Here is a 16378-nt window from a genome sequence, read left to right as displayed (position 1 = left end):
CTCAGACGCTCCCCCCGGCGGCGGCGGGCGCCGACAGAAGCCGGGTCAGGGTTGAAAGGTCGGCCGTGCGGTCGATCGACGCGACGCAGTCGGCAATGGCGGCGGCGTGGGACACACCCCAGACCGGGCCGGCGAGGTCGGCGAACTTGGCGCGCACCTCCTCCGGGCTGTAGGGGTCCTCGGTGTCGCCCTTGTTGGTCAGCACCTCGGCCTCGAAGCGCCGGCCGTCGGCCAGCGTCAGGCGGACGCGGGCCGGGCGCAGGCCGGGAAGGCGGGCGCTCAGGCCGCGGTCCTCGCGCACGATCACCCGGCGGGCGAGATCGCGGGTCGCCGCGTCCTCGCGGGCACCGTCGCGGAAGGCGTCGGGTGTGGCGGCGCCGTTGGCGAGGAAGGTCGCCAGGGCGAAGGGCAGCGAGAATTTCGCGGCCAGCATGTTCTTCGGCTCGGCCCCGTCGAGCTGGGCGGCCCAGACGTAGGTGTCGACTTCGATGGCCGCGACGTCGGCCGGGGCGATCCGCCCGCCGGCCCGTGCCACGATGTCGCCCAGCGCGTCGAGCGCGCCGTGGGTGTAGCGGCAGGCGGCGTGGCGCTTGAAGTAGTTGCGGGCGATCTCCCAGCGTTCGCCCAGCTCCTCGACCATCAGCTCCGGCCGGAAGTCGGTGGCGATGACGCCGCCGAACACGCTGCCCACCCCATCGGTCTCGCCGACGATGCCGCTCGCCGCCAGATCCCAAGCGGTCAGGCCGAGCTGGTTCGACACCCCGGCGTAGGCGTTGCGCACCGTGCCGCCCTCCAGCATCGTCCGCCGGCTGGTGGCGAGGCCGAGGGTGGAGGCGATGTTGAGCGTCTCGATCATCAGCGCCGCGTCGGCGCGGTTCAGGTGGGCCACGCCCAGCGCCGCCCCGGCGGTGCCCCAGGTGCCGTGCGGGTGGGTGGTGACCAGCAGCTTGGCGGCGATGCCGATGCGCGACCCGATCTCGTAGCCGAGCGCCAGCGCGGTCAGCAGGTCGGCGCCGGACGCCTTCAGGCGCGGCCCGGCGGCGAGGAGGGCCGGCACGACATGGATCGCCGGATGGCCGCGGGCGTACTGGTTGCCCTCGTCCAGCTCCAGCATGGTTCCGGCCAGACCGTTGAGGAAGGCGGCGGACCCGGCGGCGAAGCCCCGGCCACTGCCGATGGCCGGGCAGTCGCCGGGATCGCCGGTCTCAGCCATACGGCCCGCCAGCGCTTGGCATTCCGGCTCCTGCATGCCGGCGGCGATCACGCCGACGCAATCGAGCAGCACCAGCTTCGCCCGCTGCACCACCGGGGCCGGCAGGTCGGCAAAGGTCAGGCCGGCGGCGAAGGTGCCCCAACGGTCGAGCCAGGACGGGCGGGCGGCGGCGAGCAGTTGGCTCGCCGGCTTCACGTCAAAGGACAGGCTTGTCATGTCACCGCTCCCGAGCGGACGGCCCCTAGAGGCCGAGATAGGTGCGTTTCAGTTCGGGGTCGCGCGCGATCTCGTCGGACGGTCCCGACAGCGCGAAGACGCCGTTTTCAAGGATGTAGGCGCGGCGAGCGACCTCCAGCGACTGGACGACGTTCTGCTCGACCAGCAGGATCGCCAGCCCGCCCGCGTTCAACTGGCGGATCAGCCCGAACATCTCCTCGACCACCAGCGGCGACAGGCCGAGCGACGGTTCGTCGAGGATCAGCAGCAGCGGTTCGGCCATCATGCCGCGCCCGATGGCGAGCATCTGCTGCTCGCCGCCCGACAGCGTGCCGGCGAGCTGGCCCTCGCGCTCCTTCAGGCGGGGGAAGGTCGTGAAGATGCGCTCCAGGTTCCGCGCCCGGTTCGCCTTGCCGCGCCGGTAGCTGCCCAGCTCCAGATTCTCGCGAATCGACAGGTTGGGGAAGATCTTGCGGCCTTCCGGCACCTGGATCAGCCCCTCCTCGACGATGCGCGCGGCGGAGCGGCCGTCGATACGGCTGCCGGTGAAGCGGATCTCGCCCGCCCAGGGCGGCAGCACGCCCGACAGCACCTTGTTGAGCGTCGTCTTGCCGACGCCGTTGGAGCCGAGGACCGTGACGATCTCACCGTCCTGCACCGCCATGTCGATGCCGCGCAGCACCTCGGTGGCGCCATAGCCGGTCCTCAGGCCCTGGATGCTCAGAAGCGCCTCAGCCATGGGCCGCGCCCTCCGCCGCCAGACGGGCGGCGGCGCCGTGTCCGAGATAGGCCTCGATCACGCGGGGGTCGGCGCAGACGGCGGCGGGCTTGCCCTCGGCGATCATGCGGCCCTGCGCCAGCACATAGACGCGCTCGCACAGGTTCATCACCGCCTGCATGACATGCTCGATCATCAGGATCGTCACCCCTTCGTCGCGGATGCCCCGGATCACCGGGATAATGTCGCGGATCTCCGACGGGTTCAGGCCGGCCAGCACCTCGTCCAGCAGCAGCAGCTTCGGCTCGGTGGCGAGCGCGCGGGCCAGCTCCAGCCGCTTGCGCCCGGCCACCGTCAGCCCGCCGGCCGGCCGGTCCAGCTCGGCCGCCAACCCGACGCGGCGGGCCACCTCGCGCGCCTTGGCGATGGCGTCGGCGCGCCTGGCGTGGCGCAGATAGGCGCCGACCGCGATGTTCTCGCACACCGTCAGCCCGGCGAAGGGCTGGACGATCTGGAAGGTGCGGCCGATGCCGCGTTCGGCGCGGCGGTGCGGCTCCTCGCCGGTGATGTCGGTGCCCTCGAACAGGATGCGCCCGTCGCTGGGTGCCACGAAGCCGGAAATCATCGAGAAGAGCGTGGTCTTGCCGGCGCCGTTCGGCCCGATCAGGCCGATGATGCCGCCGGGCTGCAGCGCGAGCGACGCGTTGTCCACCGCCATCAGGCCGCCGAAGCGCTTGGAGACGGACTCAACGGCCAGCATGGGACACCTCCTTGGCGCCGCGCGTCATCATCCCGCGGCCGCGGTCGCGCAGCCGCTCCAGCAGGCCCAGGATGCCGCCGCGGGCGAAGGCGACGGCCAGCACCAGAACGCTGCCGAAGACGATCAGGTCGATGCCGGCGATGCGGCCGGCGAACTGCTTGGCGAGTTCGCCCAGCCCGTGCAGGGTCAGCGCCCCGACCACCGGCCCGAAGACGGTGCCGACGCCGCCGATGATCGGGGCGAGCAGCAACTCCACCGAGATCCAGCTCCCGTAGGCGATGTGGGCGTCGATGTAGAGGAAATACTGGGCGTAGAGGCAGCCGGACAGCGCCGTCACCGCGCCCGACAGGGCGATGGCGCGCAGCTTCACCTTCAGGGAATCGACGCCCAGCGCCTTGGCCGCGTCCTCGTTCTCGCGCACCGCGACGAGCTGCGCCCCGAAGCGGGAGCGCTGAATCCACCGCGTCAGCAGCAGCACGCCGGTGACGAAGGCGAGGACCAGCCAGTAGAAGACGGCGCGGTCGGCGAATTGCAGGTTGGCGGGGTGGACGTCCAGCTTGATCAGCAGGCCGGCGGCGCCGCCGGTGACGGGCGTCGCGTTGGCGAGGATGCGGAACACCTCGGCGAAGGCCAGAGTCACCAGCGCGAAGTAGGAGCCGCGCAGGCCGGAGCGGAAGCTGAGGAAACCGATGGCCCAGGCGACCGCCGCCCCCGCCGCCGTCGCCAGCAGCAGCCCGGCCCAGGCGTTGATTCCATAGCGCAGTTGCAGGATCGCCGTCACATAGGCCCCGGTGCCGAAGAAGGCGGCGTGGCCGAAGCTGAATTGGCCGCCGAAGCCGCCCAGGATGTTCCAGCCCTGCGCGCCCAGCGCCACGATCAGCGTGAAGACGAGGAAGTTCATCACCGGGCTGGACGTCACCACCAGCGGCAGCAGCGCGGCGAGAACGGCCAGGACGGCGATCGGGATCAGGTCGCGCGCGGTCATGCCTTGGCTCCGAACAGGCCGGTCGGCCGCACCAGCAGCACGGCGATGAAGATCAGGAAGATGCCGATCTGCCCCAGGCTGTCGCCCAGCAACAGGCCGCACAGGCTCTCCACCACGCCGATGAACAGGCCGCCCAGCAGCGCGCCGGGGAGCGATCCCATGCCGCCCAGCACCACGACTGTGAAGGCGACCAGCACAAAGGCGCTGCCGATGCGCGGGTTCACGTAGAAGGTCGGCATCAGCAGGCCGGCGGCCACGGCGAGGCAGGCGCAGCCCAGCCCGAAGGTGATGGCGTAGACGTGCGGCACGTCGATGCCGACCAGATTGGCGCCCAGCTTCTCCTTGGCGACGGCGCGAATCGCCTTGCCGGTGTCGGTGCGGTTCAGCACCAGCCAGAGCAGCCCGGTCACCACCACCGCCACCCCCAGCCCGATCACCCGCGGGTAAGAGAGCAGCAGCGGCCCCAGCGCGACCACCTGGAAGGAATAATCGGTGTCGAGCGTGCGGGTGTCCGACTGGAAGACCGCCAGCAGCACATTCTCCAGCACGATCGACAGGCCGAGCGTGACCAGCAGGATGTTGCCGTCGTCGCCGTGGCTGGCCGGCCCGATGACGAAGCGCTGCAGCCCGTAGCCCAGCACGAACATCAGCGGCACCAGCGGTACGATCACCAGATAGGGGTCGAGGCCGAGCCAAGCCCAGGCGACCCAGACCGCGAACATGGCGCAGGTCAGCAGAGCGCCATGGGCGAAGTTGATGATGTGGAGCACGCCGTAGATCAGCGTCAGGCCGAGGGCGATCAGCGCGTAGACCGCGCCGGTCATCAGCCCGTTCAGCGCCGCTTCCAGGATGATCTGAGGTGAATACATGGCAGCCAGCGCATGAGGGAAATGGTCCTCTCACCCGTCCCGGGCGGCCGCTGCGCGGCGCCGCAGCACGGGCGGGAGGAAAGGCGGGAGGCGTGAAGGCGACGGGACGGATTACGTCGCCGGGAAGTTGACCTTCGCTTCCGCAACGGCTTCGGGGAAGATCACCTTGATGTCCTCGCCCTGGATCTGCGTGTTGATCGGGGTGGCGCCCTCGTTCTGGCCGTTCACGAACTTCGTCGCGCCGTAGGGCATGATGTGGCCGGAGAAGGTGGAGCTGTTCAGCGCCTCGATGATCGTCTTGCGGTCGGCGGAGCCGGCGCGCTCGATGGCGTCGGCCAGCAGCAGCAGGTTCGAATAGTTCAGCGGGACGTTGTAGGCGAAGGACTTGCCCTGCGCCTCCACCGCCTTGCGCAGCGCCAGCGCCTTCGGATTCTTCGGGTCGTGCCAGTGGTTGCAGTCGATGACGTTCTGGGCCGCCTGAGGGAATTCCTTGACGAAGCGCCCGTTCGACGCCGCCCCACCAAGAACCGCGTAGACGCCCTTCGGCTTGATGCGCTGCTGCTGCATGGTGCGGGCGAGCAGAACGAACTCGCCGTAGTAGTTGGACGGGATGACGAGGTCCGGATTCAGCGAGCGGATGCGCAGCGCCACGTTGGACATGTCGCGCGCCGGGGTCGGGTGGGCGATGGTCTCCAGGATTTCGAAGCCGCGCTTGGGCAACTCGGCCTGCAGCAGCTTGGCGAGGCCGGAGCCGAACAGGCCGTCCTCATGCACCAGCACGACGGTCTTCGCCGGCTTGCCGGCCAGCTCGTTGATCCTGGTGAGGTTGTCGAGCGCGACCTGGGTGACCTTGCCGAAGCCGGGGCTGAAGCGGAAGGTGTTGGTCAGGCCGCGCGCCATGATCTGGTCCGACACGCCGACATCGACCAGATAGGGCAGATCGTAGCGCGCCGCCGCCTGGGAGGCGGCAAGGCAGATCGGGCTGGCGAAGCCGCCGACGATGGCGCACACGCCCTCGGCCTGCATGCGCTCGACCTCCTGGGTGCCAGCCTCCGGCGTGGAGCGGGCGTCGCCGAAGACCATCTCGATCTTGGCCCCGCCCAGCGCTTTGATGCCGCCCGCGGCGTTGATCTCGTTGATCGCCATCTCGGCGCCGAGCCGGCCGAGGTCGCCGTCATGGGCGAGCGCGCCGGTCACCGGCTGGAGGATGCCGATCTTCACGGCCGGGGTCTGCGCCCGCAGAATCGACGGGGCGGCCACCGGCACCGTCGCGAAGGCGGCCGCCGCGGCGCCCGCCTTGAGCACCGTGCGGCGGGAGATGCCGGAGAGTGCGGAGTCCTGAACCGAACGTCCCATAACGCTCAACTCCTCTGCTTGATGGCCCGCGAGCCGCGGGTGGGCTTTTCGCCCGCTTTGTTCTTGTCGGTGTTGGCCTTATCGGCCTTTTTTACTGGGCGCCCGCGGTCGCCCCAGGGCCGGGCTCCAGCGCCGTTCCCCGTCATCGCCGATGCGCACCAGATCCATGTGGAAGCTGTAGCGGTCGGGCCGGTACAGAGCGTGCAGATGCTCCACTCCACGGCCGGCCGGGTCGTGCACGATGCGCGTCAGCGTCAGCAGCGGCGAACCGATCTCCAGATCGAGCGCCGCCGCCGGCTCCGGCCCGGCCAGCGTGGCGTTGATCGCCTGGGTCGCCCGCTCGGTCTTCACGCCCGACCGTTCGATCAGCTCCAGCAGCGGGCGCGCCGCCAGTTCCGCCTCCGAATAGGTCAGGCCGAGCCATTCCGGCACATGGGTGGTCAGGTAGGAGAAGGGCTCCCCGTCGATCAGCCGAACGCGCACCGACCGCTGGACCCGCTCACCCGGCTTCAAGCCCAGGCTTTCGGCGATCGCTTCCGGCGGCGCGACGTACCCGAAGGAGAGCAGCTTCACGTCTGTGCTGCGTCCCATGTCGATCAGGTGCGACAGCACGTTGGAGAGGTCGGCGACGATCGGACGGACGCTGCGGCTGTCATGGACGAAGGTGCCGGAGCCGGCCTTGCGCTGCACCAGCCCTTCCTTCTCCAGCAGGTCGAGCGCCCGGCGCACGGTCACCCGCGACACCGCGTGCTCGGCGGCCAGCGCCGGCTCCCCCGGCAGGCGCCTGCCCGGCGGCAGGTCGCCGGCGACGATGCGGTCGCGCAGCAGCAGATAGATCCTGCGCGCTTTCAGCGGTTCGACCGACGACTTCACAGTGCCCCGCCTCCCTCTCGCTGGAAACCGGTGTCTGTCTCTGCATAAGACAGGAACCTGTATGATCGATGATACAGCTTTGGTCAACAGCGATGTTGGGGACGCGAATGATCCAGGAGCGATCAATCGTGTCCCTGCCGAGCCCCTGCGGGCACGCGCGCCGGCACGGGCTCGGTCCGCACCTCAGAAGTGACAGGGATGAGCGACGCCGCCGGTTGCGGCGGGCGGGCGCGGTGGGCGAGGATGGGCGAGGATGGGCAAGCCGGATGCCCAAAAGAAAAAGGCGCCTCGGAAGGGAGGCGCCTTTTCGTCGTTCTCGGCGTTTGCCGTCAGGGCTGTTCCAGATTGATCCGGCTTGGCAGCGGATCGAGCTGGTCGCGGTACTTGGCGTCGGGGCGCGCGGCGTAGGGCTTGGAGGTCGGCGACATCAGCGTCTCGAAGCTGAGGGCGCAGATGCGCATGCCCGGCCGCAGCGCCAGCGGCAACCGTCCGCAATTGAAGAATTCCAGCGTGATGCGGCCATTCCAGCCTGGATCGATGGTGTGCGCGGTGGCGTGCACCATCAGGCCCAGACGGGCGAGGCTGCTGCGGCCGTCCAGACGGCCGGCGATGTCGTTGGGCAGGCCAATGCGCTGGACGGTGATGCCAAGCACCAGCTCGCCCGGATGGAGGAAGAACGGCTCGCCGACGGGAACCTCGACCCGGTCCATCAGCTTGTCGGGAACCTGGCTGGGATGACCCTCGGGCGGGGCGAGGTCGACGAAGGCCGCCTTGCCCGGCGGGAAGACCTGGAAGGCACTCCCGAGTTGCAGGTCGACCGACATGGCGCCGATCTGGCTCTCGGCCGGCAACGGGTCGATCTCGATGCGTCCTTCGGCGAGGTATCGGCGAATATCGACGTCTGACAGCTTCATTCTTTCCGACCCTCCTGTCGAAACCGCAAGCGGCGCGGCTCCGGTCGCTTTCCTGGCGCACTCTATAGCCGGATCGACGCCTCTCGACAACACAATCACCAGTCCCTTAGATGAGGCTCGTCAGCACAAGGGGTGATGGGAATGGCGGTATCCTCGATCGACGCGGCGGCAACGGACCCATCGGCAACAAACCACGAGGCCGAGTTGCGGCGTCTGTCCGTCATCCTGGGCGATGTCCCGCCCGCGGACGCCCGGCCGGACGCGGTTTCGCTGTTCCGGACCCGCGTCGCCGAACATGGGGAGCGGGTCCGCGCCCTTCGGGACTCCGTGTCGCCGCTGTTCGTCATCAACGACGACCTCGCCGCCTACAGCGCCGGGGACGGCCCCTTGCCAGAACTGATCCTGGTCGGCGACAATCCGGGGCGCCGGGAGTATGAGCAGTCCGTCTATCTGTGCGTCCAGGGGCGCGCGGGGGCCATGGCGCACAGCTTCTTCGACGGCATCTTCGGCGCCGGGTCCTTTCGCAGCAAGGTGATGGTGCTGAACAAAAGCTCCTTCCACACGCCGCGCACGGTGGGGCTGACCGAGGCGATGCGCGACGATCCGGCGCTCGCCGAGGCCATCCGGCGCGACCAGGAGGAGAACGCCCGCCTGATCGCCGACTCGGTGGCCCTGCTCGGCGTGCCGGTCGTCACCATCGGCATGGAGAGCGGCGGGACATCCTTCCAGAGCTTCCGCAAGACGCTGGAGTCCCATTACCGCGCCCACGGCAACCCGCCGGCGGTCTTCCAGGGGAAGCGCCTCGCCAGCCCCTTCCGCAAGGTGCCGCATTTCTCGCTGTCGAAGATCTTCTGCCGCAACGCCGACGCCGCCTGGAATGCCGGGCTGGACGGCTTCCTCACGCGCCACGCCGCGGTTCCGGGCCTGCGGACGGAGAACGGCAATGTCTCGTCCAAGCTGCTGCTCGGGCTCGGCGATGGCCCGCTGCTCGCCGATTACCTGGACAGCGTGATTCTCGGCAACGGCGGATAAACCGCCGCGGTCAGTGGCTCAGGGTCTGCCGAGCCTTGCGGCAGGCGTCCTCGCAGGCCCGGCAGGCCTCGGCGCAGATGCGGCAATGCTGGTGCATGCCGGCGTGCCGCTCGCACTCCTCGGCGCACAGGCGGCAGGCGGTGGCGCAGGCTTCGAGCATGGCGCGGATCACCACCTCGTTGGAGCCGCTGCGCCGGGTGGCGACGGAGCCGGCTGAAGTGCAGACGTCGGCGCAATCCATGTTCAGGCGGATGCACTGGACCAGTTCGGCCACCTGATCCTCGCCCAGGCAGGCGTCGGCGCAGGTGGTGCAGGTCTGCGCGCAGTCATAGCAGGCCTCGATGCAGCGGATGAGCGCGTCGTTGGTGTTTCCGCGGACCTGCGGGTGCGTGTTGATCATTTCGCGGGCGTGCATGGGCAGCCTCCGAAGGACAGGGATGAGGGGGTATGGGCATTGACGCCCTCCCCCGCCAACAGCGCCACGCCGCCATGGTTCGGAAAATCTCCGCCCTTTCTCTGGTCCCGCCCGCGCCCCCGGTTTACAAGCGACCGGTACGGCTTGAGAGGAAACACGGGTGTTCAACGAGACGGTCGGTCTGACGGCGCTGATCCTGACCGTCGCCACGCTGTACGCGGCGGTCGGGCAGGCCGGAGCCTCCGGCTATCTGGCGGTCATGGGCATCGTCGGGCTCGACCCGGCGACGATGAAACCGACGGCGCTCGCCCTCAACCTCCTGGTGGCGGCCATCGGCACCGTGCGCTTCGCCCGCGCCGGGCTGTTCACGTGGCGGGCCTTCTACCCGTTCGGCGTTCTGGGGATGCCCTTCTCGTTCCTCGGTGGCACGATGCACCTGCCGCCCCATCTCTACTACCCGCTGGTCGGGGCGATCCTCCTTCTGGCGGCGCTGGAACTGGCGCGTTCCACCTGGGCGACCCGCGGAACGCCCGAACGGGCGGACACAACCACACCACCCTTTCTCCCGGCGCTCGTCGCCGGGGCCGCGGTGGGCTTTCTGTCCGGGATGACCGGCACCGGCGGCGGCATCTTCCTGGCGCCGCTGATCCTGCTCATGGGCTGGGTCGAAACGAGACGCGCCGCCGCCGTCTCGGCCGCCTACAACCTGCTGAACTCGGCGGCGGCGCTGGCCGGCACCTGGACGGCCGCGACCACCCTGCCTGCGGCCTTGCCCTGGTGGCTGGCCGCCGCCGGGATGGGCGGGGCGGTCGGTGCCTGGCTGGGCAGCCGCCACCTGCCGACCGCGGCGCTGCGCTATCTGCTGGCGACGATCCTCGCTTTGTCCGGCCTCAAGATGCTCACGGCCTGACCCTCGACTCCCCCCACCCCCGCCGCTCCCAGACATGGGCGGGCAGACGGCTCATCAGTCCGATGGGCAGCAAAAACAGGGCGACGTTGGTCCAGCACAAGGCGCGGCGACCTTCTACCCGGCCCTGCGGCGCCTGCGCTGCCGCACGCTCCATCCAGCCGCCGCTCGCTTCGCGATAGTCCGGCATGGCCTCCAGAACGCCGCCGGAGGTGTCGTGGGCCGGGCGGTTGTCGAACATGTCGCGGTCCATCCGGTGGGCCAGCATGCGGTCCGCCAGCGCCGGCGCCACCACATGCGGCAGGGCGGCGGAGCGCCCCGCGGCGCCGACGAACAGCTCCGGCCGGGGATTCTCGGCCAGGCGCAGGATGGCCTCGGCCACCTCCTCCGGCGGGCGCAGCGGCGTCATCGCCTTGACGGCACGGCCGGTGTAGTTCGCGCCATGCTGCCACAGCGGCGTGTCGATGGGGCCGGGCAGCACGGTGCAGACCTGGATGCCGGGATCCTCCACCAGCTCCTGTCGCAGCGTCTCGGAGAAACCGCGCACTGCAAATTTGCTGGCGGCGTAGGCGGCGGCGTAGCGCTGCCCGACGATCGAGGCCAGCGAGGCGACGTTGATGACCGTGCCCTCCCCCCGCTCCAGGAAATGCGGCAGCACGGCGCGGCAGCCGTTGGCGGTGCCGAAGAAGTTCGTGCGCATCACCTCCTCGAAGACGTCCTGCGGAGTCTCCTCGAAGCGCCCGAAGGCGATCACGCCCGCGTTGTTCACCCAGACGTCGATCCCGCCGAACACCTCGATGGCGCGCTCGGCCAACCGGTTCATCTGCTCCTGGTCGCGCACGTCGGTGGGCACGACCATCGCCCGCCCCCCAGCTTCGATGCAGTCCTCCGCGACCTCGTGCAGGGCGGCATGGCGCCGCGCCGCCAGGACCACCGCGGCGCCATGGCGCGCGAACTCCAGGGCGGTCGCCCGGCCGATCCCGCTGGACGCCCCGGTGATGACCACCACCTTGTCGAAATGCCGACCGGCCATAAGCGTTGCTCCCGCATTGTTCGTTCGAATCCATTTCCCTGGCTAACATCCCAGCCCGGCAAAGGTGCCCTGGGCTTCCGGACCGCCAAACCGTCCGGAACGCCAAATCTATGGGAACGGTGGAGACGGCGGCGCGAACCCGCTACAGTCGCGGCGTCCGGTGCCCATGCAGAAGAAGAGGTTAGTCCGTGGCGGCCAAGGAACTCGACGTGAAGGGGCTGCATTGCCCGCTGCCCATCCTGCGGACGCGCGCCCTGCTGGACAAAATGGCCGAGGGGGAGGAGGTGATCGTCTACGCCACCGACCCGGCGTCGATCATCGATTTCAAGCATTTCTGCAACACGACCGAAAACGTCCTGCTGGCGCACGAGACGCGCGGCGAGGTGTTCGTGTACCACATCCGCCGCGGCGCCACCGCCGCGTGATTCCCGTCATTGCCCCGGCCGTTATCCATTCCTGAAGGAGCCCGCCCCATGCCGACCCTGCGCCCCGCGGTTCCGCCCCCGCTGCGTCCCGGCGCGGTGGTCCATGGCCCCGGCTCCGCCGCCGTGGACGCGATGATCGACCGGTTCGTGATGGAATTGCAGCGGCGCGGCTTCCGCGTCGGCGGCGTGATCCAGCGCAACACCGGTGCCCCCGGCGACTGCGCCGACCTGATGGAGCTGGTGGACGTCGCCACCGGCAAGGCCTACGACATTTCCCAGCATCTCGGCCGCCAGTCGCAATCCTGCCGCGTCGACCCCCAGGGGGTGGCCGAGGCCAGCCAAGCGTTGCGCCGCGCCATCGCGGAGCGCGCCGACCTGCTGGTGGTCAACAAGTTCGCCGGATTGGAAGCGCATGGCGAAGGGCTGGCGGACGAGCTGCTGGCCGGCATTGCCGAAGGCATCCCGGTGCTGACCAGCGTCGGCAGCCGCTTCCTCAACGAGTGGCAGAGCTTCACCGGCGGCTTCACCGCGCTGATCTCGCCGGACGAGGACGCGCTGTGGCGCTGGTGGGGGGCGCACCGGCTCTACGACGACCTGCTGCACGGGGTGGAGGATGCGGAGGTCAGCACCATCACCATCGGCGCCAAATGGATCATGGTGGAGACGGACGGCGTCCGGGGACCCGGCATCGGGTTGGCCGCCCGCCCGCAGTCGGCGCCACCGCCTGATCCGGCACGCTGGGCCGGAGTCTGCCTCGCCGAACTGGCCGCCTACGCCGCCCGCTCCTGGGACCCGCAGGAGGCCGCGGTCGGCATGGCCGCGCTGAACGCCCACTACAACCGTCCGGACCTGACCGGCTCCTCGGCCAACGGGCTGGACCTGTTCGCCGGGATGGAGGGGCGCGTCGTCGTCTTCGGGGCCTTCCCGCAGATTGCCCGTCGCCTGCCCAACGCACATGTGGTCGAAATGAATCCCAGCGACGGGGAGTATCCGGAAGCCGCCGGGGAATGGCTGCTGCCGGGCGCGGAGGGGGCGGCGATCACCGCATCCACCCTGACCAACCGCAGCCTGCCCCGCCTGCTGTCGGTGGCGCAGGGAACCCGCGTCGCCCTGGTCGGGCCGGGGACGCCGCTGACCCCGCGGCTGTTCCGCTACGGCATCGCCGCGCTGGCCGGCTTCGTGGTGGAGGACCGCGACGCCGTGGCCGAAGCGATCCTGGCCGGGGGCTCGTCCCAGAGCTTCCACCGCCATGGCCGCTTCGTCACGCTGCACAACGAACAGAACTGAGAGGGATCGGAATGGACGAGAAGACCCGCATCGAGCTGGAAGCCGCCGCGTTCCGCGGTCTGGTCGCGCATCTCCAGAAGCGCACCGACGTGCAGAACATCGACCTGATGAATCTGGCCGGCTTCTGCCGCAACTGCCTGTCCAAATGGTACGCCGCCGCCGCCAAGGAGCGGAACGTGCCGCTGACCGACGAGGAGGCCCGCATCGCCGTCTACGGCATGCCCTATTCGGAATGGAAGGCGAAGCACCAGAAGGAAGCTACCCCGGAGCAGCAGAAGACCTTCGAGGACACCAAGCCCCTGCACGCCGAGATCAGCGGCCACATGCCGAAGAAGTAACGGCTCTCCTCCCTCTCTCCCGGTCCCCCGGGAGAGAGGGAGCGTCCGGCGCTCAGGCGAACAGCCCGGTGAAGGGCAGGAACTCCACCATGTCCCCCTCGCGGATCGTCGTGGCGTCCGCCGGCATGTCCACCAGCCCATCCGCCTCGACCATCGAGGTCAGGACGCCGGAGCTGTCACTGGGAAACTTGTGGGCGACCGGGCGGCCATCCGCTCCGGTCGCCAGACGGGCGCGCAGGAACTCGCGACGACCCGGCTTCTTCTTGAAGTCGAAGCCGGCGACGACGAGGCACCGCGGGGCCGGCGCGTTTTTCGCCCCCGACAGGCGCAGCACCAGCGGACGCCCCACCAGCATGAAGGTCACCATCGCCGAGACCGGGTTGCCCGGCAGTCCAAGGAAGGGCGTGGTCCCGATGCGCCCGAGCGCCAGCGGCTTGCCCGGCTTCAGCGCGAGCTTCCACAAATCGACAGAGCCAAGCTCGCCGACCACCGCCTTCACATGATCCTCCTCCCCCACCGACGCGCCGCCGGAGGTGACGACGAGATCGGCGGTCGCCGCGGCGTCGGCCAGGGCGGCGCGGGTCACGTCCGGCTTGTCGGGCAGGATGCCGAGGTCGCGCACATCCGCCCCCAGCGCGTCGAGCTGGGCGGCCAGCGTGTAGCGGTTGGCGTCGTAGATGGTGCCTTCCGGCTTGTCCGTCCCCGGCTCGCGCAGCTCGTCGCCGGTTGAGAACAGGACGACGCGCAGACGCTTGCGCACCGACAGGCTCGACCGCCCGACCGCGGCGGCCAGCCCGACCTCCTGGGCGCGCAGCCGCAGGCCGGGAGTCAGCACGACCGACCCAGCCGTCATATCCTCCCCGGCGTCGCGGATGTTGGCGCCGCGCTTGAGGGTGGCGGGCACCAGCACCGCACCGTCTTCGGCCCGGCAGTCCTCCTGCATGGCCACGGTGTCCACCCCCGCCGGAATCGGCGCGCCGGTGAAGATGCGCACCGCCTCGCCCGGCCCGACCGTACCGGGGAAGACGGAGCCCGCGGGCACGCGCCCCACCACGGTCAGCCGCCGGAATTCGCCTGTCTCGGCACCGTCCGCCGTGCCGAATCCCCAGCCGTCCATCGCCGAGACGGCGACCGGCGGCACGTTCACCGTCGCCGCCACCGGTTCCGCCAGGATGCGGCCGAGCGCGGCGCGCACCAGCACCTCCTCGGGCTCCGTCACCGCACCATAGGTCCGCTGCACGCGGGCCAGCGCCTCGTCCAGCGGGATGGGGGCAACGGGGCCGGGGCCGGCGAAGCAGTCCATGCGACAATCCTTCTCCCTTGGGGGCCGCCCTCGCGGGGCGGCACCGCGTCATATCATCCCGGATAGTCCGGTGCGCGGTCATGTTCCACCTTGATCATCGTCAAGACGCGGCGCGGCGCAAGCGTCCGTTCGTGGACGCACCATCGCGGTGGAGCGCGAGAGCAGGGATTCGCGCGAAGATTGTTGGATGCACGAATCAAATTTCGCAGCGCTGTGTTTTCCGTCTTGCGCATTTGGATCGATCCAAATAGGCTCCTCACAACATCCGGCGCCGGAGGCATCGCCACGGCTCGCCGGACGACGAGAGGCCGACAACGAGAATCCCGCACAAGGGACCGTTCACCGGACGCGCGCAGCGCCCGGTCCGGATGCGGAGGGAAAGCCCGTGAACTACACCTTCGATTTCAAGGCGGTCGTCGATTCCTGGGATTATCTGCTCCAGGGCGCGTGGCTGACCGTGCAGTTGTCGATCGGCGCCATGATTCTCGGCCTGATCGTCGCCATACTCTGCGCGCTCGGCAAGACGTCCGGGCCGAAGCCCATCCGCTGGATCATCAACGCCTACATCGAGGTGGTGCGCAACACGCCCTTCCTGGTGCAGATCTTCCTGATCTTCTTCGGCCTGCCGACCATGGGCATCCGCCTGTCGCCCGACCTCGCCGCGCTGATCGCCATGGTGGTCAATGTCGGCGCCTACGCGACGGAGATCATCCGGGCCGGCATCGAATCGATCCAAAAGGGCCAGATCGAAGCCGGGCTGGCGCTGGGGCTGAAGCCGCTGCAGGTCTTCCGCTACATCGTCATCAAGCCGGCGCTGCGCACCGTCTACCCCGCGCTGACCAGCCAGTTCATCCTGCTGATGCTCAGCTCCAGCGTGGTTTCGGCGATCTCGGCGGACGAACTGACCTCGGTCGCCAACAACATCCAGTCGCAGACCTTCCGCAGCTTCGAAATCTACATCGTTGTGACCGGCATCTATCTGGTGCTGGCGATGATGTTCTCCGCGCTGTTCGCCGGCATCTACAAGCTGGCCTTCGCCTACGACACCGACCGGCGCTGAGGGAGGGCCGAACCATGATCCGCGCCTTCGGTTACAACGAGTTCCTCTTCCTCCTCAGCGCCGTGCAATGGACGCTGGCGCTGTCGGCAATCGCCTTCGTCGGCGGGGCCACGGTCGGGTTGGTCATCGCGCTGGCCCGCACCTCGGACATCAAGGCGGTGCGGCTGGCAGCCACCGGCTACATCCAGCTGTTCCAGGGCACGCCGCTGCTGATGCAGCTCTTCCTGGTCTTCTTCGGCGCCACGGTGATGGGGCTCGACCTCAACCCCTGGGCGGCCGCCGCGCTGGGCCTGACGCTGAATGCCAGCGCTTTCCTCGGCGAGATCTGGCGGGGCTGCATCCAGGCGGTGCCGCGCGGCCAGTGGGAGGCCGCCTCGGCGCTCGGCCTGCGCTATCCCGGGCTGATGCGCTACGTGATCCTGCCGCAGGCGGTGAAGGTCGCGGTGCCGCCGACCGTGGGCTTCCTGGTGCAGCTCATCAAGAGCACGTCGCTGGCCGCCATCATCGGCTTCACCGAGCTGACCCGCGCCGGGCAGATCGTCAACAACGCCACCTTCCAGCCCTTCCTGGTGTTCGGGATCGTGGCGGTGCTCTACTTCCTGATGTGCTGGCCGCTGTCGCTGCTCAGCGCCCGTCTGGAGCGGCGCTACGCCCTCGCCACCCGCTGACCCTGT

Annotated in this window: 18 protein-coding genes; 7 read left to right on the top strand and 11 right to left on the bottom strand. The window is 69.4% G+C overall.

Annotated features, from left to right (window positions below):
* Position 1: 1 nt before the first annotated feature.
* From ACWPXE_RS10800 to dcd, 8 genes are all read right to left on the bottom strand, one after another.
* Positions 2-1429: an MmgE/PrpD family protein gene (locus ACWPXE_RS10800; RefSeq protein ID WP_454017824.1), complete on the bottom strand. Its 1428-nt coding sequence runs from the start codon at positions 1427-1429 to the stop codon at positions 2-4.
* Between the two features lie 25 nt (positions 1430-1454).
* Positions 1455-2168, bottom strand: coding sequence for an ABC transporter ATP-binding protein (locus tag ACWPXE_RS10795; RefSeq protein WP_454017823.1), 714 nt, complete (start codon positions 2166-2168; stop codon positions 1455-1457).
* Complete coding sequence (locus ACWPXE_RS10790; RefSeq protein ID WP_454017822.1) at positions 2161-2907, bottom strand: ABC transporter ATP-binding protein; 747 nt, start codon at positions 2905-2907, stop codon at positions 2161-2163. The genes ACWPXE_RS10795 and ACWPXE_RS10790 overlap by 8 nt, the downstream gene beginning before the upstream one ends.
* Entirely contained in the window at positions 2894-3892 is a 999-nt protein-coding gene (locus ACWPXE_RS10785) for a branched-chain amino acid ABC transporter permease (protein ID WP_454017821.1), read from the bottom strand. The genes ACWPXE_RS10790 and ACWPXE_RS10785 overlap by 14 nt, the downstream gene beginning before the upstream one ends.
* Positions 3889-4761 carry a branched-chain amino acid ABC transporter permease gene (locus tag ACWPXE_RS10780; RefSeq protein ID WP_454017820.1) on the bottom strand — a complete coding sequence of 291 codons (873 nt, stop codon included), beginning with the start codon at positions 4759-4761 and terminating at the stop codon, positions 3889-3891. The genes ACWPXE_RS10785 and ACWPXE_RS10780 overlap by 4 nt, the downstream gene beginning before the upstream one ends.
* Before the next feature lie 111 nt (positions 4762-4872).
* On the bottom strand, positions 4873-6117 hold the full coding sequence (locus tag ACWPXE_RS10775; RefSeq protein WP_454017819.1) for an ABC transporter substrate-binding protein: 1245 nt from the start codon (positions 6115-6117) through the stop codon (positions 4873-4875).
* A gap of 78 nt (positions 6118-6195) precedes the next feature.
* The gene (locus tag ACWPXE_RS10770; RefSeq protein WP_454017818.1) at positions 6196-6990 is read right to left on the bottom strand and encodes a GntR family transcriptional regulator; all 795 of its coding nucleotides are present in this window, start codon (positions 6988-6990) and stop codon (positions 6196-6198) included.
* 329 nt (positions 6991-7319) lie between these two features.
* Positions 7320-7904, bottom strand: a complete 585-nt coding sequence (dcd, locus tag ACWPXE_RS10765) for a dCTP deaminase (protein WP_040134349.1) — start codon at positions 7902-7904, stop codon at positions 7320-7322.
* A 141-nt stretch (positions 7905-8045) separates the two neighbouring features.
* Here dcd and ACWPXE_RS10760 point away from each other — a divergent pair, with 141 nt between their 5' ends.
* Positions 8046-8936: a hypothetical protein gene (locus tag ACWPXE_RS10760; RefSeq protein WP_454017817.1), complete on the top strand. Its 891-nt coding sequence runs from the start codon at positions 8046-8048 to the stop codon at positions 8934-8936.
* Positions 8937-8946: 10 nt separating this feature from the next.
* On the opposite strand, the gene ACWPXE_RS10755 is transcribed toward ACWPXE_RS10760, so the two are convergent.
* A complete protein-coding gene (locus ACWPXE_RS10755; protein ID WP_454017816.1) occupies positions 8947-9351 on the bottom strand; it encodes a four-helix bundle copper-binding protein in 405 nt (134 codons plus the stop codon).
* 160 nt (positions 9352-9511) lie between these two features.
* Between ACWPXE_RS10755 and ACWPXE_RS10750 the strand changes: the two genes are divergently transcribed.
* Positions 9512-10261, top strand: coding sequence for a sulfite exporter TauE/SafE family protein (locus tag ACWPXE_RS10750; protein ID WP_454017815.1), 750 nt, complete (start codon positions 9512-9514; stop codon positions 10259-10261).
* Here the strand turns inward: ACWPXE_RS10750 and ACWPXE_RS10745 are convergent.
* Positions 10251-11291 carry an SDR family oxidoreductase gene (locus tag ACWPXE_RS10745; protein WP_454017814.1) on the bottom strand — a complete coding sequence of 347 codons (1041 nt, stop codon included), beginning with the start codon at positions 11289-11291 and terminating at the stop codon, positions 10251-10253. The two genes, ACWPXE_RS10750 and ACWPXE_RS10745, sit on opposite strands and share 11 nt — an antisense overlap.
* A 188-nt stretch (positions 11292-11479) precedes the next feature.
* Here ACWPXE_RS10745 and ACWPXE_RS10740 point away from each other — a divergent pair, with 188 nt between their 5' ends.
* Genes ACWPXE_RS10740 through ACWPXE_RS10730 form a run of 3 tightly spaced genes read left to right on the top strand, consistent with a single transcriptional unit; the run spans position 11480 to position 13341 of the window.
* Positions 11480-11716 (top strand): sulfurtransferase TusA family protein, encoded by a 237-nt coding sequence (locus tag ACWPXE_RS10740; protein WP_454017813.1) that lies wholly within the window; start codon positions 11480-11482, stop codon positions 11714-11716.
* A 48-nt stretch (positions 11717-11764) separates the two neighbouring features.
* Positions 11765-13003, top strand: a complete 1239-nt coding sequence (locus ACWPXE_RS10735) for a DUF2478 domain-containing protein (protein ID WP_454017812.1) — start codon at positions 11765-11767, stop codon at positions 13001-13003.
* A gap of 11 nt (positions 13004-13014) precedes the next feature.
* On the top strand, positions 13015-13341 hold the full coding sequence (locus tag ACWPXE_RS10730) for a DUF1244 domain-containing protein (RefSeq protein WP_454017811.1): 327 nt from the start codon (positions 13015-13017) through the stop codon (positions 13339-13341).
* A gap of 52 nt (positions 13342-13393) precedes the next feature.
* Here the strand turns inward: ACWPXE_RS10730 and ACWPXE_RS10725 are convergent, their stop codons facing one another.
* On the bottom strand, positions 13394-14644 hold the full coding sequence (locus ACWPXE_RS10725) for a molybdopterin molybdotransferase MoeA (protein ID WP_454017810.1): 1251 nt from the start codon (positions 14642-14644) through the stop codon (positions 13394-13396).
* A 385-nt stretch (positions 14645-15029) separates the two neighbouring features.
* Between ACWPXE_RS10725 and ACWPXE_RS10720 the strand changes: the two genes are divergently transcribed.
* Both ACWPXE_RS10720 and ACWPXE_RS10715 read left to right on the top strand, forming a co-directional pair.
* Positions 15030-15704, top strand: coding sequence for an amino acid ABC transporter permease (locus tag ACWPXE_RS10720; RefSeq protein WP_454017809.1), 675 nt, complete (start codon positions 15030-15032; stop codon positions 15702-15704).
* A gap of 14 nt (positions 15705-15718) precedes the next feature.
* A complete protein-coding gene (locus tag ACWPXE_RS10715; RefSeq protein ID WP_454017808.1) occupies positions 15719-16372 on the top strand; it encodes an amino acid ABC transporter permease in 654 nt (217 codons plus the stop codon).
* The last annotated feature ends 6 nt before the right edge of the window (positions 16373-16378 follow it).

Source organism: Azospirillum sp. Marseille-Q6669, from assembly GCF_965111635.1.
The sequence above is the reverse complement of the archived record's forward strand: the minus strand, read 5'-3'. Positions and strand labels throughout refer to the sequence as shown.